We start from the raw sequence: 22,583 nt of genomic DNA on the forward strand, positions 1-22,583 counted from the left end.
TCGTCAGGCTCATAACCTGAAGGTCGTAGGTTCAAATCCTACTCCCGCAACCAAAAATACAATACAAAGCGCCCAATAGGGCGCTTTCGTCGTTTAACACCCACCTCGCACCCGTCGACGGAAACGTTGGGAGGGGAACCTCACACCTCATCTCGCGCTTCCTTTGAATCCGGGGGCTCTGGGGATTGCTCAGCGTAGCCACCAGCTCTCAGACACGGGTGCTGAGGCAGTCAGATTAGCGGCCTATCGGCGGACTGCCACCCGCAGTGAACTGAAAACAGCTGCCTGAATTCTATGGTTGAGCCTCGTTCAAAACGATGAAATTTCCATTCGAACAGGGGCCGTTTGCAAGGTCGGGCCGATTGAAGTTGCAACTTCATACACCGTCTTTCCGCGGAAGCCTCGAAACGTATCGTCCTCGAATTGGTCCGGTGATGTCTCAGCGCGGATCGCGGTTTAGAAATGTGTCCAAGGCAGAGGAAACGGTGGCGAAGGCCCGGTCGCTTTGTGCTCCATCGGTCAGCGCGGCGCGCAGGTAGACGCCGTCGATCAGGGCCGCCAGTGTCGTGGCGACCTCCTCCGGGCGATCGGTGAGTTTGCGCAGGTCGTGGACAAGGTTGCTATGCAGGCGTCGCTGGTAGATTTGCATCAGATGGGCGGCATCCGGTTTGGACTGGGCCAGCGAATAGAAACTCAGCCATGCCGAAGTTTTGCGCGGTTCAAACACATGCGGCGCGAAATTCGCCCGCAGGATCGCGTCAAGGCGCGCCCTGGGACCCTCCGCGCCGCGCAGGCCCGCGCGTACTTTGGACGAAAACTCTGCCAGGATGTGCCGCATCGCGGCAATCAACATCTGTTCCTTGCTGCCAAAGTAGTGATGCGCCAGTCCGCTGCTCATGCCTGCGCGGCGCGCGATCTTGGCAACCGTGACGTCCAAAGACCGGGTTTCGCCGATCTCGTCGATCACGGCGGAGACCAGTGCGGCGCGGCGCTTGGGTTCCATCCCCAGCTTGGGCATTGATCACTCCTGACGTCAGCTTAATTGCAAATGACAACCAACGTCCGAAAGGTCAACAAAAATCCCAAAAGCCAGAGCGCGCCCGGAAGGGCCGCAGCCGCAGGGATCGTCTGGGGCTTCTGGCCCCTTTCGTCAGACTGTGGGCCAAGGGCGGGGCTGGGGCAGGGGGCGCGAGAGCGTCAGCGCAGGCGGTTGCCCTTTGCGTCAAAGAAGAACGATTTCCCCTCTGCAACACCAAGACGCAGTGCCGCGCCACTGTGGATCGCGTGTTGGCCAAACAGTCGCAGCGTGATCTGGTGCCCATGGCAATCCGCGATCACATTGGTGTCGCCGCCAAGATGTTCAACATGTTTGGTGGTGATCTCCAACGGGCCGGCCGGATCGAGCATCAGATCCTCGGGCCGCACGCCAAGGGTGTTGGGGCTGCCGTCCTCCAGCAAATTTGCGGGCAGAAAGTTCATCGCGGGAGACCCGAGGAACCCGGCCACGAACTGGTTGGCAGGGTTGTTGTACAGCTCCATCGGGCTCCCGATCTGCTCGACGCAGCCATCGCGCAGCACCACGATCTTGTCTGCAAGGGTCATCGCCTCGGTCTGGTCATGGGTTACATAGACCATTGTCGCGCCGAGTTGTTCATGCAGGTTGGCGATTTCCAGCCGGGTGTTCATCCGCAGGGCCGCGTCGAGGTTCGAGAGGGGTTCGTCGAACAGAAACAGCTTGGGGTGGCGCACGATGGCACGACCAATCGCCACGCGCTGGCGCTGACCGCCCGACAGTTCCGACGGGAAGCGATCGAGATAGTCGCCAAGGCTGAGCATCCGGCTTGCCTCGGCCACGCGGGCCTCGATGGTGGCTTTGCTTTCCTTGGCCTGTTTCAACGCCAGCGACATGTTGCCCCGCACATTCAGGTGCGGATAGAGCGCATAGGACTGGAACACCATGGCGATGCCGCGTTTGGAGGGTGGTGTCTGGTTCACCACCTCTCCGGCGATCCGGACTTCGCCAGAGGTCACGTCCTCCAGCCCAGCGATGGTCCGCAAAAGCGTGGATTTACCGCAGCCGGAGGGGCCGACAAAAACAACAAACTCGCCCTCGTTCACTTCGATATTGATGTCCTTGAGGACATGCACGGTGCCAAAGGATTTGTTCACATTGGTCAGGGTCAGCGCAGTCATGGCGTTACCTCATTCAGTTTGACAGGGGTCCCGGTTCGAACGCTTTCATCGGCGGCAAGGCAGATGGCGAGCGATTGCACGGCGTCGCGCGCGTGACGGGAAAGATCGAGATCATCGCGGATGGCGCGCAGCATATAGGCCTGTTCCGCATCGCATAGGGCCTGATGGCCCGGCTCGTCGGGCAGGTTGATAAGCTGGTCCCCCTCGGCACGATGCACCAGCAGACCGCCAACGCGGGTGTGGCCATCCACATCCGATGATCCGGCCTTGTCGGCCTCGGTGATCGAGACAGACCCCTTTGGCGAAATCACGTCTTTGACGAAAAAGGCGGTTTCCGACATCATCGGCCCCCAGCCGGCCTCGTACCAACCGACGGAACCATCGTCGAAGGTGACCTGAAACTGGCCGTAGTTGTACATATCCGGCGCGATCTCATCCGACAGGCGCAGGCCCATGGCGTTGACCTGAACGGGTTTTGCGTCGGTGATCTGGCACCAGACATCCACGTAGTGGACGCCGCAATCGACGATGGGCGCGGTGGTCTGCATCAGGGCCTTGTGGGTTTCCCATTCGGCGCCGGTGCTTTGCTGGTTGAGGTTCATGCGGAACACATAAGGCCCGCCAAGGGCGCGCGCCTCCTCGATCAGCCGCACCCAGGACGGGTGATGGCGCAGGATATAACCGACGACCAGCTTGCGACCCGTGGCCTCGGCGCAGGCGACAACGCGTTGGGCATCCGCGAGCGTGGTCGCGAGGGGCTTTTCGACAAACACATGCGCGCCGGCCTCCATCGCGGCCACGGCATAGTCGGCGTGGCTGTCGGAATAGGTGGCGACAATCACGAGGTCGGGCTGGGTTTCCTCCAGTGCCGCGTGAAAGTCGGTGAAGGTCGGATAGCCCTGCAGATCCGGGTGGCTGACGGTGCCGGAGCGGTTCACAAGGCCGACGATTTCGGCGGAGTCATGGTTGTGGTGGGCAAGCGCGTGGGACAGGCCCATGTTGCCAAGGCCGGCGATCAGAATGCGGGTCATGCCAGACCTCCCAAAATGTGAGTTCCATCAGCCCGGACGGCTTGCCGTCCGGACAGCCCCCCGCCGCCGCCCCGGGCGGGGGCTTCATCCCCTCCCGCGGCCGGGGGCTGCCCTTTGAAGAGCACGATATCCGCCATCATTTCACCGCTCCCGATGTAATGCCGCGAATAAGCTGACGCGAGAAGATGACATAAAGCACCAGCACCGGCAGGATCGCCATCGACAGGGCCGACAGAACCGCGTTCCAGTCTGTTACGAACTGGCCGATGAAAACCTGGCTGCCCAGGGTCAGTGTCTTGGTCTCCTCGGCCGGGGCAAGGATCAGCGGGAACCACAGATCGTTCCAGATCGGGATCATGTTGAACACGGCCACAGTGGCCATGGCGGGCCGCACCAAAGGCAGTACCAGTTTGAAAAAGATGGTATATTCGCTCAACCCGTCGATGCGCCCGGCGTTTTTCAGGTCGTCGCTGACCTGTCGCATGAATTCCGACAGGATGAAGACGGCCAGCGGCAGGCCCTGCGCCGTGTAGACAAGGATCAGCGCCCAGAGGGTGTTCACCAACCCGGTGGAGACCATCATCTCAAGGATGGCGACGGTGCCGATGCGGATCGGGATCATGATCCCGAGCGCCAGATAGAGCCCCATGATCATGTTGCCGCGAAAACGATATTCGCTCAGCGCAAAGGCTGCCATGGCCCCGAACAGCAGGATCAGGGTGAGCGAGCCGACCGTGACGATGAAGGAGTTCTGAAAGTAGAGGAAGAAATCCCCCTGCTTCAGAACGGTCTGATAGCCAACCAACGAGAAACTCTCGGCGTCCGGCAGGGCGAGCGGTTCGCGAAAGATCTTCTTGCGGGTCTTGAAGCTGTTGATCAGGATCACAAAGACCGGGAACAGCGCTATCAGCGTGTAGAGGATCAAGGCGCCATGCATGGCAATCGCATTGATCGGATTGGATCGTGCCGTATTCATCATGTGCCTCCCGTCAAAGCTGGTAGCGACGCATCCGGGTCTGGATGCCGAAGAGGTAGAGACAGACGCCGACGAGGATGATCGCGAACATGGCGCCGGCGATGGCAGACCCCATATGCGGATCGCCAAGTTGCAGCTGGAAGCCAAAGAATGTCCGATACATGAAGGTGCCCAGGATATCGGTGGAAAAATCCGGTCCGGCCAGCGCGCCTTGGGACGCATAGATCAGGTCAAACGCGTTGAAATTGCCCACAAATGTCAGGATCGAGATGATCCCGATAGAGGGCAGGATCAGTGGCAGTTTGATTTTCCAGAAGGCGGCAAATCCGGTGACACCGTCAATCTCGCCGGCCTCCAGCATCTCTTCGGGGATCGACAGCAATGCGGCATAGATCAGCATCATCGGGATACCGACGAATTGCCAGACGGAGATCATTGCCAGCGTCGTCAGCGCATATTCTTCCTTGCCGAGCCAGGGGGCAAACAGCGACTTCAGCCCCACAGCGTCCAGCATCGAGGGGGCAATGCCCCAGATCGGCGACAGGATCAGCTTCCAGGCGAAGCCGACGATCACAAAACTCAGGATTGTCGGAATGAAGATGGCCGAACGATAGAGTGCTGCAAACCGCAGGCGCGGGTGGCTGAGAAGCGCGGCCAGCGCGATCCCGATCGGGTTCTGCACCAGCATGTGGACCAGGAAGAACCAGAAGTTGTTGCCCAGGGCATTCCAGAATTGTTCCGACCAGATCGGATCAAAGAACAGGGTACGGAAATTTTCCAGCCCGACATACACGCGTTCCTGATCGACCTTGGAAAAAAGGGCGAGGCGCAACGTGTTGAACAAGGGGAAGATCATAACCGAGGTGTAGATCAGCACGGCAGGGGCCAGAAAAATGGCGATATGCCAGCGGATGCGGGGCTTATGCATGGGAACCTCCGGTCCAGATCCCGGACGCACGGAATGGCGCGTCCGGGAAGGGTAAGACAGCAGTCGTTTGTCGTTTCGGGGACTTACTGTTGCGGTTCGTACCAGCTGGCAAGACCGGACTGCAGTTCCTCAGCCAGGGCTTCCGGGGTTTCGGTGCCCTTGATCGCCGCGGCAGAAGCACCCCAGGTTTCGTTTTCGAGGTTCGGCGTGCCACGCGACAGGATCTGATAGGTGGAGCGGATGGTGCTCTCACACTCGCCACGCCAGCTTACGAATTCCTTGGCAAGCGGATCTTCCAGCTCGACCGGGGCGTTCGACAGCGGGAAGAAACCCGGCAGCGCGTTGCCAAAGATTTCGGCGAATTCCGGCGATGCGACCCAGCTCAGGAACGCCTTGGCCGCTTCGGGGTGCGCGGTGGAGGCATTCATGCCGATGCCGATATCGGTGTGATCCGAGATATAGCAGGTGTCACCCGCAGCCCGGACTGGCGGCTTGAACGCGCCCATTTCGAAATCGGCCTGCGCGTTGAAGCCGGAGATTTCCCAGCTGCCGGCCGGATAGATGGCGGCACGGCCCAGCGTGAAGAGGTTCTGGCTGTCGGGATAGGTCTGCGCCTCAAAGCCGTCGCCCAGGTAATCGGCCCATTTGGCGAGCGTCGCATAGGGGGCAACCCACTGTTCTTCGGTCAGTTTCTGCTCGCCGGCGATCAGTGCCTTGCGGCCTTCTTCGCCCTTCCAGTAGTTTGGACCGATGTTGTTGTAGCCCATCGTCGCGGCTTCCCACTGGTCGTTGGTGCCCATCGCCATCGGGATGTAGTTGCCGTCTTCCTTGATGGTTTCAAGCGCGGCAAAGAATTCGTCCTCGGTGGTGGGAACGTCCAGGCCCAGCTCTGCGAAGGCGTCTTTGTTGTAGATGAACCCGTGGATCACGGAGGCCATCGGCACGCAGAAGCTGGCGGACCCATCGTCGGTCTGCCATGCGGATTTCGCAACGTCAGAGAAGTTGCCCATCGCGGTCATGTCATCCAGTGCGGCCAGGTGGCCGGCCTCGTAAAGCGCGAGCGAGGCGTCGAACGGACGGCAGGTGATCAGATCGCCAGCAGAGCCCGCATCCAGTTTGGAGTTCAGAACCGCGTTGTATTCGGTCGGCGCGCTGGGGCTGAATTTGATCTTGATGCCGGGGTGCGTCGCTTCGAACGCCGGGATGATCTTGTCCTGCCACAGGGTCAGGTCATCGTTGCGCCAGCTTTCAACGGTCAGCGTGGCATCTTCGGCCAAAGCCGAGGTTGCGACCAGCGCCGTGCCGGTCAGGGCTGCCATCATAAAATTGCGTTTCATGGGGTCTTCCTCCTATTGGAAAATGATCGTGTTCTTCTTGTTGTTATTCTTCGAGTGACAGCAGCGCGGGACGCAGCTTGCCACCTGTGGTCCCCAGACGCGCGGTGGCGTCCGTGAGGTCGGTGGCGCCGGCTGCAATCAGCACGGCGCATTTCACGTTGCCGTCTGCGGCCAGGATGGCGCGGTCGGCGATCTCGTTCGACACCTTGGCGATGCGGGTGACGATCTGGCGCGCGCGGGCGCGCAGTTTGATATTGTCTGCCCTGAGGTTCACCATCATGCCGTCATGCACGTGCCCCAGCTCCATCGCCATCAGCGTGGACAGCATGTTCAGCGCGATTTTCTGCGCCGTTGCCGCCCCCATCCGGGTGGAGCCGGAGATGACCTCTGGCGGCGTCGCAAGCAGGACCGGATGGTCCGCCAGGGTCAAAAGCGCGACGTCTGGATTGTTGGTGATGCCGATCACTGTCGCGCCACGGGCCTTGGCCAGCCGGGCGCCTGCAACCGTGTAGGGGGTGGTCCCGCTGGCGGACACGCCGATCAGGACATCCTTCGCCGACAGATCTTGCAGTGCGGATTCGAGCTCGGCCGTTTCGTCCTCGGTCCCGCCGGGCATTTCGACGCCGGTGGGCATGCCGCCGGCGATATGGACCCGCAGCTGGGCGGCTGGGATCGAGAAGGTGCCGCCCAGTTCCAGCGCATCCGCGGCGGCCATCAATCCCGATGACCCGGCCGCCGTATAATGCAGCGTCCCGCCAGAGCGAATGGCATCGGCCATCGCCTGAGCGCCCGAGCAGATCGCGCCAAGCGTGCCTTGTGGGGACAGGGCGGCATCGTGCTGGGACTGTGCCAGAATCGCGGCCACCTCGGCCAGGGGGCGCGCATCCAGATCCTTGGCCTGTGCATGTAGTTGTTCCGTGGCTGCGGTCGGCACGTGATTCCCTCCAAGTTTAAAGCAACAATACCCATATGATACCTTTTGTCTACTATTCGATCCGGTATGTCTGGTTTTGGTCCTGGAAAATTTCGATTTCGTCGCGTTTGCCGACATTTACTGCAGGGTTGGTTTTGATTTCGTCTTCCAAAAGGCGGTTTGGTATCGTAATGGTATTTCCATGATGGATACATTGGAAACCTCTGTTCTGGCTCTCGATGGCGGCGGCACGCGGTGTCGGCTGGCGCTGTCGCGCGGGTCGGAAGTGATCATGGCAGAGACGGGACCAGCGAATATTTCGACCGACTTTGCCGGCGCGGTGGCGCAGGTTGTCGATGGTCTGGCGCGGCTTTCCTCCGCGACGGGCCAATCGGCCGAAACGCTGGCGAACTGTCCGATCTATATCGGAATTGCCGGGGTGACCGGTGCGGAGATCGCAGAGCGATTTGCCGCGGCGCTGCCCTTTCGCAAGGCACGGGTGACCGATGACCGTCCCACGGCCCTGCGCGGCGCGCTTGGTCCGCGCGACGGGGTGATCGCGCATTGTGGGACGGGGTCCTTTTTTGCGGCGCAGATCGACGGCAACACCCGATTCGCGGGCGGCTGGGGGGCGGTGCTTGGCGATCCGGCCTCGGCGCAGTGGGTTGGGCGGCGCGCGCTGGCCTGCACCCTGGAGGAGGTCGACGGCCTGCGGGCGGTCTCGGGCTTGGGCACGCAGATGCTGGAACGCTTTGGTGGCTCGGCGGGGATCGTGGCCTTTGCGGGTGCGGCAAAGCCGGTGGATTTCGGACGGCTCGCGCCGGTGGTGACGGATTTCGCCGCCGCTGACGATCCACTGGCGCAGGCCGTTCTGGCGCAAGCCGGGGAGGAGATAGCCGCCACGTTGCGCCGGATCGGCTGGCGCACCGCATTGCCGTTGTGTCTGACAGGTGGCATTGCGCCGGAATTCCACCCCTGGCTGCCGACTGAGATGCAAGAAGCCTGCGTAGCTCCGGTGGGCACGCCGCTTGATGGGGCGATTGCCCTGGCGCATGACTTTGCAAGAGAGGTCCGGCATGAGCATCACTGAGTTCCTGCAGCCCGACGGCTGGTTCGATCAGGGCGCAGGCCCGCGCTATGTTCAGTTGCGCCGCCGTCTTGAAGAGGCCATCAGCTCCGGCGTTCTGCCGCCCAACAGCTCACTCCCGCCTGAACGCGAGATCGCAGACATCACCGATCTGTCGCGGGTGACGGTGCGCAAGGCGATGCAGGAGCTGGTCCAGCAGGGCACAATCGAACAGCGTCAGGGGTCCGGGTCCTTTGTGCGGGAAAACCCCGCCCGGGTCGAACAGTCGCTGTCGCAATTGACCTCCTTTACCGAAGACATGCAGCGCCGCGGCCTGGACACCACGTCGAAGTGGCTGGAGCGCGGCATCTTTTTGCCCACCGACGAGGAAATCGGTGTGCTGCACCTGGAGCCGGATGCCTCTGTGGCCCGGATCTATCGCCTGCGCGAGGCAGGTGCACAGCCGATGGCGCTGGAACGCGCCGCGCTGCCGTTGACGATCCTTCCCAACCCGCTGGAGGTCACGACCTCGCTCTATGCAACGCTGGATCGCCTGGGGCATCGACCTGTCCGTGCGATCCAGAAGATTTCCGCGATCAACCTCGAACCGACCGAAGCCAGATTGCTGAATGTGGCCGAGGGCACGGCAGGGCTGCGCATCCAGCGTTTGTCCTATCTCGAAGATGGGCGCGTGGCCGAGCTGACCCGGTCCATCTACCGCGGTGACGCCTATGATTTTGTCGCGGAACTGCGGCTGTCCAATTGAAAGGTTTTGAACCATGAGCGCTCCTCAGACCCAGATGCGACGTGAAATCGACGAGATCCCCGAGGCGGTCGAGCGGCTGTTGACCCAAGGGGCGGAGGCTGTGTCCGCAACCGCCCGAGAGGTGCGTGATCTTGCGCCGAGTTACCTATTGTCGGTGGCCCGAGGGTCCTCCGATCATGCCTGCACCTATCTGAAATACGCCAGCGAGCTGTTGCTGGGTCTGCCCATGGCCTCTGTCGGGCCTTCGGTGAAATCCATCTACGGCGTCGATCTGTCCTGCAAGGGCGCGTTGAGTATTTCCGTGTCGCAGTCCGGTAAAAGCCCCGACATCGTCCAGCTGACCTCTGCCTTTGCTGCCAAGGGCGCCTATACGGTTGCGATCACCAATGATGCTGCCTCGCCGCTGGCCGCAGCCTCTGCCGCGATCCTGCCGATCCACGCCGGCCCGGAACTGAGCGTTGCCGCCACCAAGACCTTTGTCACCTCGCTGGTGACCGGGCTGTGGATGCTGGCGGAGGTCAAACAGGACGCCGCGCTTCTGGCTGCCATTCGCAAGCTGCCGGACCATCTGGCCAAGGCCAAGGACTGTGATTGGTCCGCCGCTGTCGAGGCGATTGACGGCAACTCGCTCTATACGCTTGGGCGCGGTCCCAGCTGGGCGGTGGCGAACGAGGCGGCCCTGAAGTTCAAGGAAACCTGCCAGATCCACGCCGAGAGCTATTCGGCGGCAGAGGTTCTGCACGGGCCTGTCTCTATTGTCGGGCAGGATTTTCCGGTGATCGCTTTTGCCGCCGGGGACGCGGCCGAAGCCAGCGTTGCGGAGATGGCCGAGGCGCTGGTCGCCAAGGGCGCGCAGGTCTTTGCCACCACTGAACGGGCCACCGGCGCCGAGGTGCTGCCGCATGTGCGCACCGATCACTGGATCACCGACCCGATTGCATCCATCGTGTCCTTTTACGGCATGGTCGAAGCGGTCGCGGCACGTCGTGGGGTCAACCCGGATGCGCCCCGGCACCTCAACAAAGTGACGGAAACCGTATGACCCAGTCGCTCTGCACCTATTCCGGCGGTCCCATCTTTGATGGGCACGGGCTACGGGACGGATACGCAGCCCAGTTCCGGGACGGGTGTCTCGTGGCCCTGGTGCCCGAGGCCGAGACCGGCGCGCGGGGCGAAGAGGTGGATCTGGGCGGCGATATTCTGTCGCCCGGCTATGTCGACCTGCAGGTCAATGGGGGCGGCGGCGTCATGCTCAACGATGCGCCGAGCCTTGAGGACATCCAGCGGATCACCGCGGCCCACCGCAGTCTGGGGGCGACGACGATCCTGCCGACCCTGATCACCGACACGGCGGAAAAGACCGCCGCGACCCTTGCGGCAGGGGTGGCTGCTGCTCAGGCCGGCGTGCGGGGCTTTGGGGGGCTGCATCTGGAGGGGCCGCATTTGTCGGTGGCGCGCAAGGGCGCCCATGACGCGGCTCTGATCCGCCCGATGGAGGTCTCCGATCTGGAACGGGTCTGTGCCGCCGCTCCGCAACTGCCGAAACTGAAGATGACCATCGCCCCGGAATCCGTCACTGTGGCGCAGGTGCGCCAGCTGGTGGCGGCGGGGGTGCTGGTTTCGCTGGGCCATACCGACGCGCCCTTTGAAACCTGTGTTGCCTATGTCGAGGCGGGCGCGCGCTGCGCGACCCATTTGTTCAATGCCATGAGCCAGCTTGGAAACCGGGCGCCGGGGCTGGTTGGGGCGGTGCTGGAACGGGGGGACCTGTCAGCGGGCATCATTGCGGATGGCATCCATGTGCACCCGGCGACCCTGCGCGCGGCCTGGGTCGCCAAACGGCGTGGCGCCGGGCAGATCTTTCTGGTCAGCGATGCAATGGCGGTGGCCGGGACCACGGACAGTGAGTTCGAGCTGGAAGGCCGCAAGATCACCCGCCGCGCGGGCCGCCTCTGTCTGGCGGATGGAACGCTGGCCGGGGCGGACCTGGATCTGACCACCGCGCTGGCGGTGTTGACCGGGCAATGTGGCGTCGCGCTCACCGAGGCGCTCGCCGCCGCGACCCGCATTCCTGCGGGTTTGATCGGGCGCAGCATCGACCTCGGCAGGCCGGGATATCCCCTGGCCGACATGATCCGTATCCGGTCTGATCTCAGTGCGGCAACGCCCCTGATCGCGTGACCGCGCGGCGCTGGGCAGACCCGCCGCACTGGGGGGGGGCTGAGCGTCGGCGCGCGCCCGGTCGGGCCATTTGTCAGCAAGAAATTTTTGGTCGCGTGCCACTCTCCGGCACGTGATCCTCTGGCGGTATGTGGACCTTTCCAAGGAGTGCGAGGATAGTCTGACCTATCGGTGACATCCGTGCGATTCCGCCGCCGTTTCCCTTGAAAACCGTGACGTCAGGTCAGCTGGCGCGACAAGTGGCAGAGGTGGAATATATTTTATCCAATCCGGTTGCGCGGTCTTGTCAAACCCGGAATGTTCGCCAAGACTGCGGCCACCAATCTGTCGGCTTGCGGGCTGATCAAATCTAAAACAGATCAAAAAAAGACAAGGGGAGGTCCTATGAAGACCACAACTGCACTGACACTCACGTCGATCCTTTTGGCCTCGGCGGCACCGCTGAGCGCCGAGACGCTGCGCTGGGCGCGCTCCGGCGATGCGCTGACGCTCGATCCGCATGCGCAGAACGAAGGGCCGACCCACACCATCCGCCACCAGATGTACGAACCGCTGATCATCCGCGATGTGACCGGTGCGTTTGAACCGGCGCTGGCAACCGAATGGGCCCCCAAAGAGGACAATCCGAACGTCTGGGTGTTCAAGCTCCGCGAAGGTGTGAAATTCCACGACGGCGCGGATTTCACCGCCGAAGACGTGGTGTTCTCTTTCGAGCGCGCCAAGCAGCCGAACTCCGACATGAAAGAGCTGATCGGCTCTATCACCGAAGTGCGCGCGGTTGATGACCTGACGGTTGAAATCGAAACCGACGGGCCGAACCCGATCCTGCCGTCGAACCTCACCAACCTGTTCATCATGGACAAGGGCTGGGCCGAGGCGAACAACACCGTGAACGTGCAGGATTTCGAAGGTGGCGAGATCACCTATGCGACGACCAACGCAAACGGCACCGGCCCCTATGTGCTGCAAAGCCGCGAACCCGACGTCAAGACGGTCATGACCCTGAACGAGTCCTACTGGGGCACCGGTCAGTTCCCGCTGGAAGTGACCGAGATCGTCTATACCCCGATCCAGAACGCCGCGACCCGCGTCGCCGCGATGCTGTCGGGGGAGATCGACTTTTTGCAGGACATGCCGGTTCAGGATCTGGAACGCGTGGATAGCGCCGAGGGCCTGATGGTGCGTCAGGCGCCGCAGAACCGCGTTATCTTCTTTGGCATGAACATGGGCGCGGACGATATCGAAGCGGACAACATCGACGGCAAGAACCCTCTGGCTGATGTGCGCGTGCGCAAGGCGATGTCGATGGCGATCAACCGCGATGCGATCCAGAAGGTCGTGATGCGCGGTCAATCCCAGCCCGCCGGCATGATCGCGCCGCCCTTCGTCAACGGTTGGACCGCTGAAATGGACGCAGAGTCCTCGACCGACATCGAAGGTGCCAAGGCCCTGATGGAAGAAGCAGGCTACGCCGATGGCTTCTCCCTGCGTCTGGATTGCCCGAACGATCGCTATGTCAACGACGAGGCGATCTGTCAGGCGGCTGTCGGCATGCTTGGTCAGATCGGCATCACGGTGAACCTCGACGCGAAACCCAAGGCGCAGCACTTCCCGCTGATCACCGACAGCAAGACTGACTTCTACATGCTTGGCTGGGGTGTTCCGACCTATGATTCCGAGTATGTCTTCAACTTCCTCGTTCACGGTCGTGAAAGCGATATCGGCACCTGGAACGGGACCGGCTACGACAACGATGAACTGGACGCGAAGATCAAATCGCTGGCGTCGAACACCGATCTGGAAGCCCGCAACCAGGACATCGCCGACATCTGGCGCGTGGTTCAGGACGAGCAGCTCTATATCCCGATCCACCACCAGGTTCTGAACTGGGGCATGTCCGAAAGCGTCGACATCGCAGTCGATCCCGAAGATCAGCCCAAGGTCAAATACTTCAAGATCAACTGATGAGCATGCAGCGCGCAGCAGGTGTGCGCTGCTGACAGACCTGAGGTCGCCGGGGCGCAGTCCGCACTCCGGCGACATATGCATTGACGGGAAAGGATCACGAATGCTCCGCTTGTTACGTTCTGCCGCCTGTGCCGCGGCTCTCGCTCCGGCGATCTTGGCTTCGACTGCGCAGGCAGAGGAGTTTTCCTGGGCGGTGACAACCGACCCCCAAACGCTCGACCCGCATGCGGTGAATACGGCGGCGGTGCTCGGGTTTCTGAACAACACCTACGAGGGCCTGGTCCGGCGGAACAAGGACATGCGCATCGAACCGGCGCTGGCGACCAGCTGGGAGCCCATCGGCGCGGGCGAGGGCTGGCGCTTTCACCTGCGCGAGGGCGTGACCTTTCAGGATGGCAGTGCCTTCACGGCCGAGGATGTGCTGTTTTCCTACCAGCGGGCCGCCAGCCCGGAGGCGGATACCGCAAGCTGGTTCTCGCCGGTGTCCGACGTGAAAATCGTCGATGAGTTTACCGTGGATTTCCTGACCACATCGCCCAATCCGATCTTTCCCGACAGTATCGCGAACTGGATGATCATGGACAGCGGCTGGGCCGAGGCCAACGCCGCCGAACGTCCCGACAAGGAAAGCGGCAACTATGCGACGCTGAATGCCAATGGCACCGGTGCCTTTCAGGTAACCAGCCGGGAGCCTGGCCTGCGGACCGTGCTTGAGCCTTTCGAGGGCTGGTGGGGCGAGGTTGAACACAACATCACCCGCGCCGAAATGACGCCGATCCAGAACCCGGCGACCGCGCTTGCGGCGCTTCTGTCCGGTGATGTGGACATGATCAACCCGGTTCCGATCCAGGACGTGGCGCGGCTGCAGGACAATCCGGACGTCACGGTGACGCAAGGGATCGAGGCACGGGTCATCATGCTTGGCTTCCCGCATCAGGCCGAGGCGCTGAAATTCTCGACCGATACGGACGAAAACCCCTTTGCGGATGCGCGCGTCCGGCAGGCGGTCGCCCATGCGATCAACGTCCCCGCGATCCTAAAGACGATCATGCGCGACAATGCCGAGCCGGTGAACCAGTTGGTCAGCGCGGCAATGCGCGGCTATTCGAATGCGCTGGGCGATGGTCCGGCCTATGATCCCGACGCGGCGCGGGCGCTGCTGGCCGAGGCTGGTTATCCGGATGGGTTCTCCTTCGGGTTCAAATGCCCCAACAACCGCTACCTCAACGACGAAGCGGTCTGCCAGGCGATCACCGCGATGCTGGCGCAGGCCGGCATGACCGCGAGCCTGGACGCGATGCCGGTGCAGAATTACTGGCCGGAACTGCGCGCGGGCAACTACGACATGTTCCTTCTGGGCTGGTCGCCGGGCACGTTTGACGCCGAACACCCGATCCGGTTCCTTGCGGCAACGCCGAACGAGGCGCAAAAGCTGGGATCGTGGAACTTTGGCGGCTTCTCCAACGCGCGCGTTGACGAACTGCTGCCGCAGATCCAGTCCGAAATCGACGAAGACGCCCGTCAGGCCATGCTCGACGAAGTGGCGCAGATCCTTCAGGACGAAATGGCCTATGTGCCGCTCTATGTGCAGCCCCTGATCTGGGGCACCCGCAGCAACGTCACCCTTACTCAGCGGCCGGATAACTTCTTTATCTTGCGTTGGGTCTCCGTTAACTAGCGCCACTCATTCAGGCAGACGGGGGCCGTTGCCCCCATCATCCACCCACAGGAGAGCACACCCATGCTCGCTTATATCATCCGGCGCATGGCACAGTCGGCGTTGGTTCTTCTCATCGTCGGGCTTGTTGCCTTTGCGATGTTCCACTTTGTCGGCGACCCGATCGACAACATGCTGGGGCAGGAACGCACCGCAGACGACATCGAGCGTCTGCGCAAGCAGCTTGGCCTCGACCGGCCCTTTGTCGTGCAGTATTTCAAGTTCCTCGAAAACGCCGTGCAGGGCAATTTCGGCATGAGCTACCGTCAGGGGCGGCCGGTGATCGACATTCTGCTCGAACGCGCGCCCGCAACGTTGGAACTGGCGGCGGTATCCGGCATTCTGGCGATTGTCTTTGGCATCGCGCTGGGCGTCTTTACCGCGATCAAGCGCAAGGGCTTTGCCGCCAATGCGATCATGTCGGTGTCGCTGATCGGGGTTTCCCTGCCGACCTTCCTGATCGGTATCCTGCTGATCTATCTCTTCTCGGTCGAGCTGGGTTGGTTGCCAAGCTTCGGGCGCGGCAATGTGGTTGACCTTGGCGGATGGAGCACAGGGTTCCTGACCACCAGCGGTCTCAAGGCGCTGATCCTGCCGTCGATTACGCTCGGGCTTTACCAGATGACGCTGATCATGCGGCTGGTGCGCTCCGAAATGCTGGAGGTGCTGCGCCAGGATTATATCCGGTTCGCGCGCGCGCGCGGGTTGCGCGACCGCAACGTGCATTTCCGCCACGCGTTGAAAAACACGATGGTGCCGGTCATTACGGTAATTGGCCTGCAACTCGGCTCCATCATCGCCTTTGCCATCATCACCGAAACGGTGTTCCAATGGCCGGGCGTGGGGCTGTTGTTCATCAACGCGATCCAGTTCGTCGACATCCCCGTGATGGCGGCCTACCTGATGCTGATTTCGGTGATGTTCGTCGGCATCAACCTGATCGTCGATATCCTCTATTTCTTCATTGATCCGCGTCTGCGCGTTGATCGCACCGGAGGTCACTGAATGTCCGAGACTCCCATTCCTGCGCAAAAATCGCGGCTGCGCGCGGCGCTTGAAAGCGATCTGTTCTACACCTTTACCCGGTCGCCGGTCGCGGTTGTGGCGGCGTTTGTGGTGTTGCTGATGCTGTTGGCATCGGTCTTTGCCCCATTGATCGCGCCCACCAATCCGTTTGATCCGGCGTCGCTGAACCTGATGAACGGTTTCACCGCCCCCATGGCGGCCAATGACTTCACTGGGGATGTGTTCCTCCTCGGGACGGACGATCAGGGACGCGATGTTTTCTCGACCATCCTTTACGGCATGCGGATCTCGCTGTTTGTCGGGGTTTCGGCTGTGCTCTTTGCCATGGTGCTCGGGATCACGCTGGGGCTGCTGTCGGGCTATCTTGGCGGCTGGGTCGAGACGATCATCATGCGCACGGCGGATGTGCAGCTGACCTTTCCGTCGATCCTGGTTGCAATGCTGATCTTCGGGATCGCCAAGGGCATTACCCCCGTGGAATACCGCGATCAGATGGCGATCTGGGTGTTGATCCTGGCCATCGGCCTGTCGGATTGGGTGCAATTTGCCCGTGTGGTGCGCGGCGCGACCCTTGTGGAAAAGAACAAGGAATATGTCGAGGCCGCCCGGCTGATCGGGCGCGGCTCCGGTGCGATCATGCTGCGCCACATCCTGCCCAACGTGCTGTCGCCGGTTCTGGTGATCGCCACCATCTCTCTCGCGCTGGCGATCATCGCCGAAGCAACGCTGAGCTTTCTTGGCGTCGGCGCGCCTCCCACCCAGCCCTCGCTCGGGACTCTGATCCGCATCGGACAGGGTTTCTTGTTCTCGGGCGAGTGGTGGATTCTTCTGTTCCCCGCGACCACGCTTCTGGCGCTGGCGCTCAGCGTCAACCTGCTGGGCGACTGGCTGCGTGACGCTCTAAATCCGAGGCTTCGCTAATGGCTGCGCCTGTTCTGTCCATCCGCAACCTGACGGTTGAAATTCCCACCCGCCACGGCATCCTGAAACCCGTCGATGGCGTCAGCTATGACATTGTCGGCGGCGAAATCCTCGGCATCGTTGGTGAAAGCGGCGCCGGCAAATCCATGGCCGGCAATGCGGTCATTGGCCTCCTCAGCCCGCCCGCGCATATCGCCAAAGGTGAAATCTGGCTCAATGGGGCGCGTGTCGATCAGCTGAAGGGTGAGGCCATGCGCCGCATCCGTGGCAAGGAAATCGGCATGGTGTTTCAGGACCCGCTGACCTCGCTCAATCCGCTGTTGCGGATCGGCGATCAATTGGTCGAAACCATGCTGACCCACCTGCCGATTTCGCATGCAGAGGCGGAAAAACGGGCCATCGCCGCGCTTGAAGAGGTCGGCATTCCGGGCGCGGCAAAGCGCGTCAACAGCTATCCGCACGAATTCTCTGGCGGCATGCGTCAGCGGGTTGTGATCGCGCTGGCGCTCTGTGCCGAGCCTTCCTTGATCATCGCGGATGAGCCAACTACCGCGCTGGATGTCTCGGTGCAGGCGCAGATCATGGCGTTGCTGAAACGGCTGTGCCGTGACCGGGGCACTGCGGTGATGCTGATTACCCACGACATGGGGGTGATTGCCGAAGCCGCTGATCGTGTTGCGGTGATGTATGCGGGCCGCCTGGCCGAGCTGGGCCCGGTGCGCGAAGTCATCACTGCGCCGCGCCATCCCTATACGCACGGGCTGATGGCCTCGACGCCGCTGGCCTCCAAGGGGCAGAAACGGCTGCATCAGATCCCCGGCGCCATGCCGCGTCTGGATGCAGTGCCGGATGGCTGTGCCTTCAATCCGCGCTGTCCTTATGTGCAGGACAAATGCCGTCACGCCCCTGGGCCAACCGCAGAAGGCAACGCCGCCGCCTGCTGGTTTCCCCTTGTTCAAGAGGAGCTGTCCTGATGGCCCTGGTGTCCGTAAAGAACCTCAGCCGGGTTTTCGATGTTTCCAAACCCTGGCTGAACCGCGTCCTGGAACGCGAACCAAAGGCCTTTTTGACCGCCGTATCTGAGGTGGATTTCGAGGTCGAACCGCAAACAACCTATGCGCTGGTGGGGGAGTCCGGTTCGGGGAAATCCACCATTGGGCGGATGCTGGTTGGGCTATTGAAACCTTCGGGCGGCAATGTCGACATCGACGGGGTCGATCTGGCCAACGAAACGGATGCTGCCAAGATCGACGCGATCCGCTCTGACATCCAGATGATCTTTCAGGATCCCTATGCCTCGCTCAATCCACGGTGGCGGGTGCGCGATATCATCGCTGAACCGGTGGCTGCCCGCGGCGGCAAGACCGACGGGTTGGCGGAAAAGCTGCTGGAACAGGTCGGGCTTTCGGTCAAGGACGCCGGCAAATTCCCGCATGAATTCTCTGGCGGTCAGCGCCAGCGGATCTGTATCGCGCGGGCGCTGGCCTCCGAACCGCGCCTGATCGTCTGTGACGAGCCGACCTCGGCGCTGGATGTCTCCGTTCAGTCGCAGGTGCTGAACCTGATGAGCGATCTGAAAGACAACTTTGGCCTGACCTACGTGCTGATCACCCATGACCTGACGGTGGTGCAGCATATGGCGGATCGCATCGGGGTGCTTTACCTTGGCCGCCTCGTCGAAGAGGGGGCGCCGGAGGATCTGTTCGACGCGCCCAAACATCCCTACACGCAGATGTTGCTGGACGCCGCGCCGCGCATGGACGGGTTCGGACGCGAGGCGACCCCGCCGGAGGGCGAAATCCCCGACCCGATCAACCCGCCGTCCGGCTGCGCCTTCCACCCGCGCTGCCCCTTGGCGGCAGAGGTCTGTCACAAGGAGCGCCCGGTCATGCGCCGCCTGGGCAACACCCGCGTTGCCTGCCACATGGCAGAGGAATAACCAACGCAAAAGGGGCCAGAACCATGACAGACCTCAAACTTGGATTGATCGGCGGTGCGGGCATGCTTGGCACCGCCCTCCTGAGGGCGATCCTGACATCCCGGATCTTGCCGGATCACCAGATCTGGGTATCCAGCCGCAGCGGGCAGCTACAGGGCTTTGAGGCGCAGACTGGCCTGACGGTCACCGCGGACAACGCGGAACTGGTTGCGGCCTGTGACGTGGTGCTGCTCTGCGTGCCGCCGGCCGCGCTGGCGGACATCAAGGTGGCGCTTGCGGACAAGCTGGTGATTTCGGTGATGGCTGGGGTGACCGTTGCCCGGATCACCCAAACGACCGGCGCCGAACACATTATCCGCGCCATGAGCAGCCCGGCTGCCGCTGATGCGCGGGCCTACTCTCCCTGGGTGGCGGCCGATGCCGTGACCGCAGCCGACCGGGATTTCGCCCAGGCCCTGTTCGAAGCCTGTGGCAAGGCTGATGAAATCACCTCCGAGGCTCAGCTGGATGTCTTCACCGCGATGACCGGCCCGGTGCCGGGGTTCGTCGCCTTCTTTGCCGAGACCATGGCGCAATACGCTCAGAGCCAAGGAATCGCACCGGAAATTGCGGACCGGGCGGTGCGACAGCTCTTTCTCGGGGCCGGGCAGGCAATGGCACAGAGCGATGCGCGCCCGGCCGAACATGTGCAGGGCATGATCGACTATGCCGGGACCACCGCCGCCGGGCTGGAGGTTCTGCGGGCCTCCGAGTTCGGGCGCGTGCTCGCGCAGGGGTTGGATGCCTCCGTGGCGCGGTGTCGTACCATCGGCTAGTCTGGGTTCGCTGGCGACCCGTCCCCTTCGTGGCGCACCATGAAGCCGGCGACCTCCGCCGACGTTGGCGGCAGGCCTGAGAACATTTCGACGTAATGCGGCACCCGCGCCAGCCGGGTGCGGGGGTCTTCTTTCACCTCAAGTGAAATATAGCCGATCTGGGTATAGATCACGGTGAGGCTGCGCACCTCCGCCTGCGCTGCGCTATACCCAAAGCGGATAAACATGTCGCGCACCGCCCTGATGCGGGCGTCGTCCGCCGCCTGCAGGCGCTTGGCCAAACCAGCATCGGTGCGCGCCCAGTTCCGGATCGCCAGATCAAGCCGCGTATCAAAAAGCGCCGGCAGCAGCCAACAGTCCATCAGGTTGAACAGCGCCTCGGTGACCGTGGCGGCCGGCGCGGCGCAACGGGCCTGGATCTGGCCAGTGTTGCGCGTCTCCCAGGTGGCGATCATGGCATCGTGCAGGGCGCTCAGGTTCTTGAAATACCAGTAAAATCCGGTGCGGGTCTGCCCAATCGACTTTGCCAGCGGCATGATCTTGACCGCCTCTATGCCGCCCGTCACCAACAGGTCGAGCGCAGCATCAAGCCAGAGATCACGAGAGCCGCGCATGCGGGATGGGGCAGGGTTGGGCATGCGGGTACCTTAAAATTATTGACAGGGGTGTCAAGTCGGAGTCAGGCTCACTTTACACCTGTGTCAATAACGTGATTCCAGAAGGCAGCGCCATGTCCAGCGACCCCCTGTTGCAACCCTTTCAGCTGAAACACCTCACGCTTCGCAACCGGATCATGACCACCAGTCATGAACCTGCCTACCCCGAGGACGGCATGCCCAAGGATCGCTATCGCGCCTATCACGCCGAACGCGCCAAGGCCGGTGTTGCCTTGGCGATGACCGCCGGGTCAGCAACGGTTTCAAAGGACAGCCCGCCCGTTTTCAACAATATCCTCGCCTACCGGGACGAGGTGGTGCCGTGGATCCGGAACCTGACCGATGGCTGCCACGAACATGGCTGCGCGGTGATGATCCAGCTGACCCATCTTGGCAAGCGGACCACCTGGAACAAGGGCGACTGGCTGCCGTCGGTGTCGTCGTCGAAACATCGCGAACCCGCCCACCGGGCCTTTCCCAAACTGGCCGAAGACTGGGACATCGAACGCATCATCACCCAGTTCGCCGATGCCGCCGAACGGATGCAGGCCGGTGGCATGGATGGGATCGAGCTGCAGGCCTATGGCCACCTGATTGATCAGTTCTGGTCACCGCTCAGCAACGATCTGACCGGGCCCTATGGGGCGGATACGCTTGAAAACCGGATGCGGTTTCCGCTCGATGTGCTGGCGGCGATCCGCAAACGGGTCGGCTCGGACTTTATCGTCGGCATGCGGTTTACCGCAGATGAAGTGCAAAAAGGGGGCATCACGCCAGAGGAAGGCCTGCAGATCACCCGCATCCTGAGCGAGAGCGGTCAGGTCGATTTTCTCAACGTCATTCGCGGTCGCATCCACACCGATCCGGCGATGACCGATGTGATCCCGGTGCAGGGGATGAAGGCCGCGCCGCACCTGGATTTTGCCGGCACGGTCAAGACAGCCACCGACCTGCCGGTGTTTCACGCAGCGCGCATTCCCGATGTGGCCACCGCGCGCCATGCGATCCAGGCGGGACTGCTGGATATGGTCGGCATGACACGCGCGCATATGGCCGACCCGCATGTGGTGCGCAAGATCATCGCGGGCCGTGAGGACGACATTCGCCCCTGCGTAGGCGCCACCTATTGTCTGGACCGGATTTATCAGGCGGGCGATGCGCTCTGCATTCACAACGCCGCGACCGGCCGCGAGCTGTCGATGCCGCATGACATCCCGCCCGCACACGCTCCGCGCAAGGTGGTGATTGTGGGTGCGGGCCCTGCGGGGCTTGAGGCGGCGCGGGTCGCTGCAGAGCGGGGCCATTCTGTCGTCGTGTTCGAAGCGCAGCCGGACCCCGGCGGTCAGGTGCGTCTGACAGCACAGTCTCCACGCCGCCGCGAGATGATCTCCATCATCGACTGGCGCATGGCGCAATGCGCTGCCCGCGATGTGCGGTTCCAGTTCAACACCTGGGCAGAAGAGGCCGATATTCTGGCGGAAAACCCGGATGTGGTCATCGTGGCGACCGGCGGCCTGCCGAATACGGAACTGTTTGAAACAGGGCAGGAGGCGCCGCATGTGGTCACCGCCTGGGATCTGATCGCGGGCGACGTGAAACCGGCGCAGCGTGTGCTGATCTATGACGAAAGCGGCGATCACCCGGCGCTTCAGGCGGCAGAGCTTGCGGCCGGGGCGGGCGCACAGGTGGAAATCATGACGCCCGACCGGACCTTTTCACCCGACATCATGGCGATGAACCTGGTGCCCTATATGCGGGCGCTGCAGGATAAGGACGTTACCTTTACGGTGACCCGCCGGCTGCTCGATGTGACCCGGCAGGGCAATGAACTGGTTGCCACGATTGGCACCGATTACAGTGATCACACTGCCGAGCAGCGCTATGATCAGATCGTCGTCAACTATGGCGTGCTGCCGAACGACGATCTTTACCACGCGCTGAAACCTCTCAGCAGCAACGCGGGCGAGCTGGATCACACCGCACTGATCGCCGGGGACCCGCAGAATGTGGTGCGCAATCCCGACGGTGGTTTTCAGCTGTTTCGCATCGGCGATGCAGTGTCGTCCCGCAACACCCATGCTGCGATTTATGATGCATTGCGCCTGGTCAAGGATCTCTGATCTGCGCCGCAGGCCCTTGGCAGACCCATC

Annotated in this window: 20 protein-coding genes; 12 read left to right on the forward strand and 8 right to left on the reverse strand. The window is 62.2% G+C overall.

What is annotated here, in order from left to right; translation table 11 throughout:
- Positions 1 to 439: 439 nt before the first annotated feature.
- From betI to TRIHO_RS17950, 7 genes are all read right to left on the reverse strand, one after another.
- The gene (betI, locus tag TRIHO_RS17920; protein ID WP_068246908.1) at positions 440 to 1,018 is read right to left on the reverse strand and encodes a choline-binding transcriptional repressor BetI; all 579 of its coding nucleotides are present in this window, start codon (positions 1,016 to 1,018) and stop codon (positions 440 to 442) included.
- 179 nt (positions 1,019 to 1,197) lie between these two features.
- The gene (locus TRIHO_RS17925; RefSeq protein ID WP_068246911.1) at positions 1,198 to 2,193 is read right to left on the reverse strand and encodes an ABC transporter ATP-binding protein; all 996 of its coding nucleotides are present in this window, start codon (positions 2,191 to 2,193) and stop codon (positions 1,198 to 1,200) included.
- On the reverse strand, positions 2,190 to 3,224 hold the full coding sequence (locus TRIHO_RS17930; RefSeq protein ID WP_068246914.1) for a Gfo/Idh/MocA family protein: 1,035 nt from the start codon (positions 3,222 to 3,224) through the stop codon (positions 2,190 to 2,192). The genes TRIHO_RS17925 and TRIHO_RS17930 overlap by 4 nt, the downstream gene beginning before the upstream one ends.
- A 136-nt stretch (positions 3,225 to 3,360) precedes the next feature.
- Positions 3,361 to 4,200 (reverse strand): carbohydrate ABC transporter permease, encoded by an 840-nt coding sequence (locus TRIHO_RS17935; RefSeq protein WP_068247212.1) that lies wholly within the window; start codon positions 4,198 to 4,200, stop codon positions 3,361 to 3,363.
- Positions 4,201 to 4,213: 13 nt separating this feature from the next.
- Positions 4,214 to 5,128, reverse strand: coding sequence for a carbohydrate ABC transporter permease (locus TRIHO_RS17940; protein WP_068246917.1), 915 nt, complete (start codon positions 5,126 to 5,128; stop codon positions 4,214 to 4,216).
- Between the two features lie 83 nt (positions 5,129 to 5,211).
- Positions 5,212 to 6,465, reverse strand: coding sequence for an ABC transporter substrate-binding protein (locus TRIHO_RS17945; protein WP_068246920.1), 1,254 nt, complete (start codon positions 6,463 to 6,465; stop codon positions 5,212 to 5,214).
- Between the two features lie 43 nt (positions 6,466 to 6,508).
- Entirely contained in the window at positions 6,509 to 7,399 is an 891-nt protein-coding gene (locus TRIHO_RS17950) for an N-acetylmuramic acid 6-phosphate etherase (RefSeq protein WP_068246923.1), read from the reverse strand.
- Positions 7,400 to 7,580: 181 nt separating this feature from the next.
- Between TRIHO_RS17950 and TRIHO_RS17955 the strand changes: the two genes are divergently transcribed.
- The 11 genes from TRIHO_RS17955 to TRIHO_RS18005 all read left to right on the forward strand — a co-directional run bounded on the left by TRIHO_RS17955 (position 7,581) and on the right by TRIHO_RS18005 (position 19,777).
- Complete coding sequence (locus TRIHO_RS17955) at positions 7,581 to 8,468, forward strand: BadF/BadG/BcrA/BcrD ATPase family protein (protein ID WP_068246926.1); 888 nt, start codon at positions 7,581 to 7,583, stop codon at positions 8,466 to 8,468.
- A complete protein-coding gene (locus TRIHO_RS17960) occupies positions 8,455 to 9,210 on the forward strand; it encodes a GntR family transcriptional regulator (RefSeq protein ID WP_068246929.1) in 756 nt (251 codons plus the stop codon). The genes TRIHO_RS17955 and TRIHO_RS17960 overlap by 14 nt, the downstream gene beginning before the upstream one ends.
- 13 nt (positions 9,211 to 9,223) lie before the next feature.
- The gene (locus TRIHO_RS17965; protein WP_068246932.1) at positions 9,224 to 10,252 is read left to right on the forward strand and encodes an SIS domain-containing protein; all 1,029 of its coding nucleotides are present in this window, start codon (positions 9,224 to 9,226) and stop codon (positions 10,250 to 10,252) included.
- Positions 10,249 to 11,391: an N-acetylglucosamine-6-phosphate deacetylase gene (gene nagA / locus TRIHO_RS17970; RefSeq protein WP_068246935.1), complete on the forward strand. Its 1,143-nt coding sequence runs from the start codon at positions 10,249 to 10,251 to the stop codon at positions 11,389 to 11,391. Before TRIHO_RS17965 ends, nagA begins: the two co-directional genes overlap by 4 nt.
- Before the next feature lie 384 nt (positions 11,392 to 11,775).
- Entirely contained in the window at positions 11,776 to 13,356 is a 1,581-nt protein-coding gene (locus TRIHO_RS17975) for an ABC transporter substrate-binding protein (RefSeq protein WP_068246938.1), read from the forward strand.
- A gap of 103 nt (positions 13,357 to 13,459) precedes the next feature.
- Complete coding sequence (locus tag TRIHO_RS17980; RefSeq protein WP_068246941.1) at positions 13,460 to 15,037, forward strand: ABC transporter substrate-binding protein; 1,578 nt, start codon at positions 13,460 to 13,462, stop codon at positions 15,035 to 15,037.
- A gap of 63 nt (positions 15,038 to 15,100) precedes the next feature.
- The gene (locus TRIHO_RS17985) at positions 15,101 to 16,081 is read left to right on the forward strand and encodes an ABC transporter permease (protein ID WP_068246944.1); all 981 of its coding nucleotides are present in this window, start codon (positions 15,101 to 15,103) and stop codon (positions 16,079 to 16,081) included.
- Entirely contained in the window at positions 16,082 to 17,023 is a 942-nt protein-coding gene (locus TRIHO_RS17990; RefSeq protein ID WP_068246946.1) for an ABC transporter permease, read from the forward strand.
- Positions 17,023 to 17,997 (forward strand): ABC transporter ATP-binding protein, encoded by a 975-nt coding sequence (locus tag TRIHO_RS17995; RefSeq protein ID WP_068246949.1) that lies wholly within the window; start codon positions 17,023 to 17,025, stop codon positions 17,995 to 17,997. Before TRIHO_RS17990 ends, TRIHO_RS17995 begins: the two co-directional genes overlap by 1 nt.
- Positions 17,997 to 18,962, forward strand: coding sequence for an ABC transporter ATP-binding protein (locus TRIHO_RS18000; protein ID WP_068246951.1), 966 nt, complete (start codon positions 17,997 to 17,999; stop codon positions 18,960 to 18,962). The genes TRIHO_RS17995 and TRIHO_RS18000 overlap by 1 nt, the downstream gene beginning before the upstream one ends.
- A gap of 23 nt (positions 18,963 to 18,985) precedes the next feature.
- Positions 18,986 to 19,777: a pyrroline-5-carboxylate reductase family protein gene (locus TRIHO_RS18005; protein WP_068246954.1), complete on the forward strand. Its 792-nt coding sequence runs from the start codon at positions 18,986 to 18,988 to the stop codon at positions 19,775 to 19,777.
- Here TRIHO_RS18005 and TRIHO_RS18010 read toward each other — a convergent pair.
- Positions 19,774 to 20,415, reverse strand: a complete 642-nt coding sequence (locus TRIHO_RS18010) for a TetR/AcrR family transcriptional regulator (protein ID WP_068246956.1) — start codon at positions 20,413 to 20,415, stop codon at positions 19,774 to 19,776. The two genes, TRIHO_RS18005 and TRIHO_RS18010, sit on opposite strands and share 4 nt — an antisense overlap.
- 92 nt (positions 20,416 to 20,507) lie before the next feature.
- Between TRIHO_RS18010 and TRIHO_RS18015 the strand changes: the two genes are divergently transcribed.
- Positions 20,508 to 22,553 (forward strand): NADH:flavin oxidoreductase, encoded by a 2,046-nt coding sequence (locus TRIHO_RS18015; protein ID WP_068246959.1) that lies wholly within the window; start codon positions 20,508 to 20,510, stop codon positions 22,551 to 22,553.
- Positions 22,554 to 22,583 lie beyond the last annotated feature (30 nt).

The organism is Tritonibacter horizontis (genome assembly GCF_001518015.1).
Lineage (GTDB): Bacteria > Pseudomonadota > Alphaproteobacteria > Rhodobacterales > Rhodobacteraceae > Epibacterium > Epibacterium horizontis.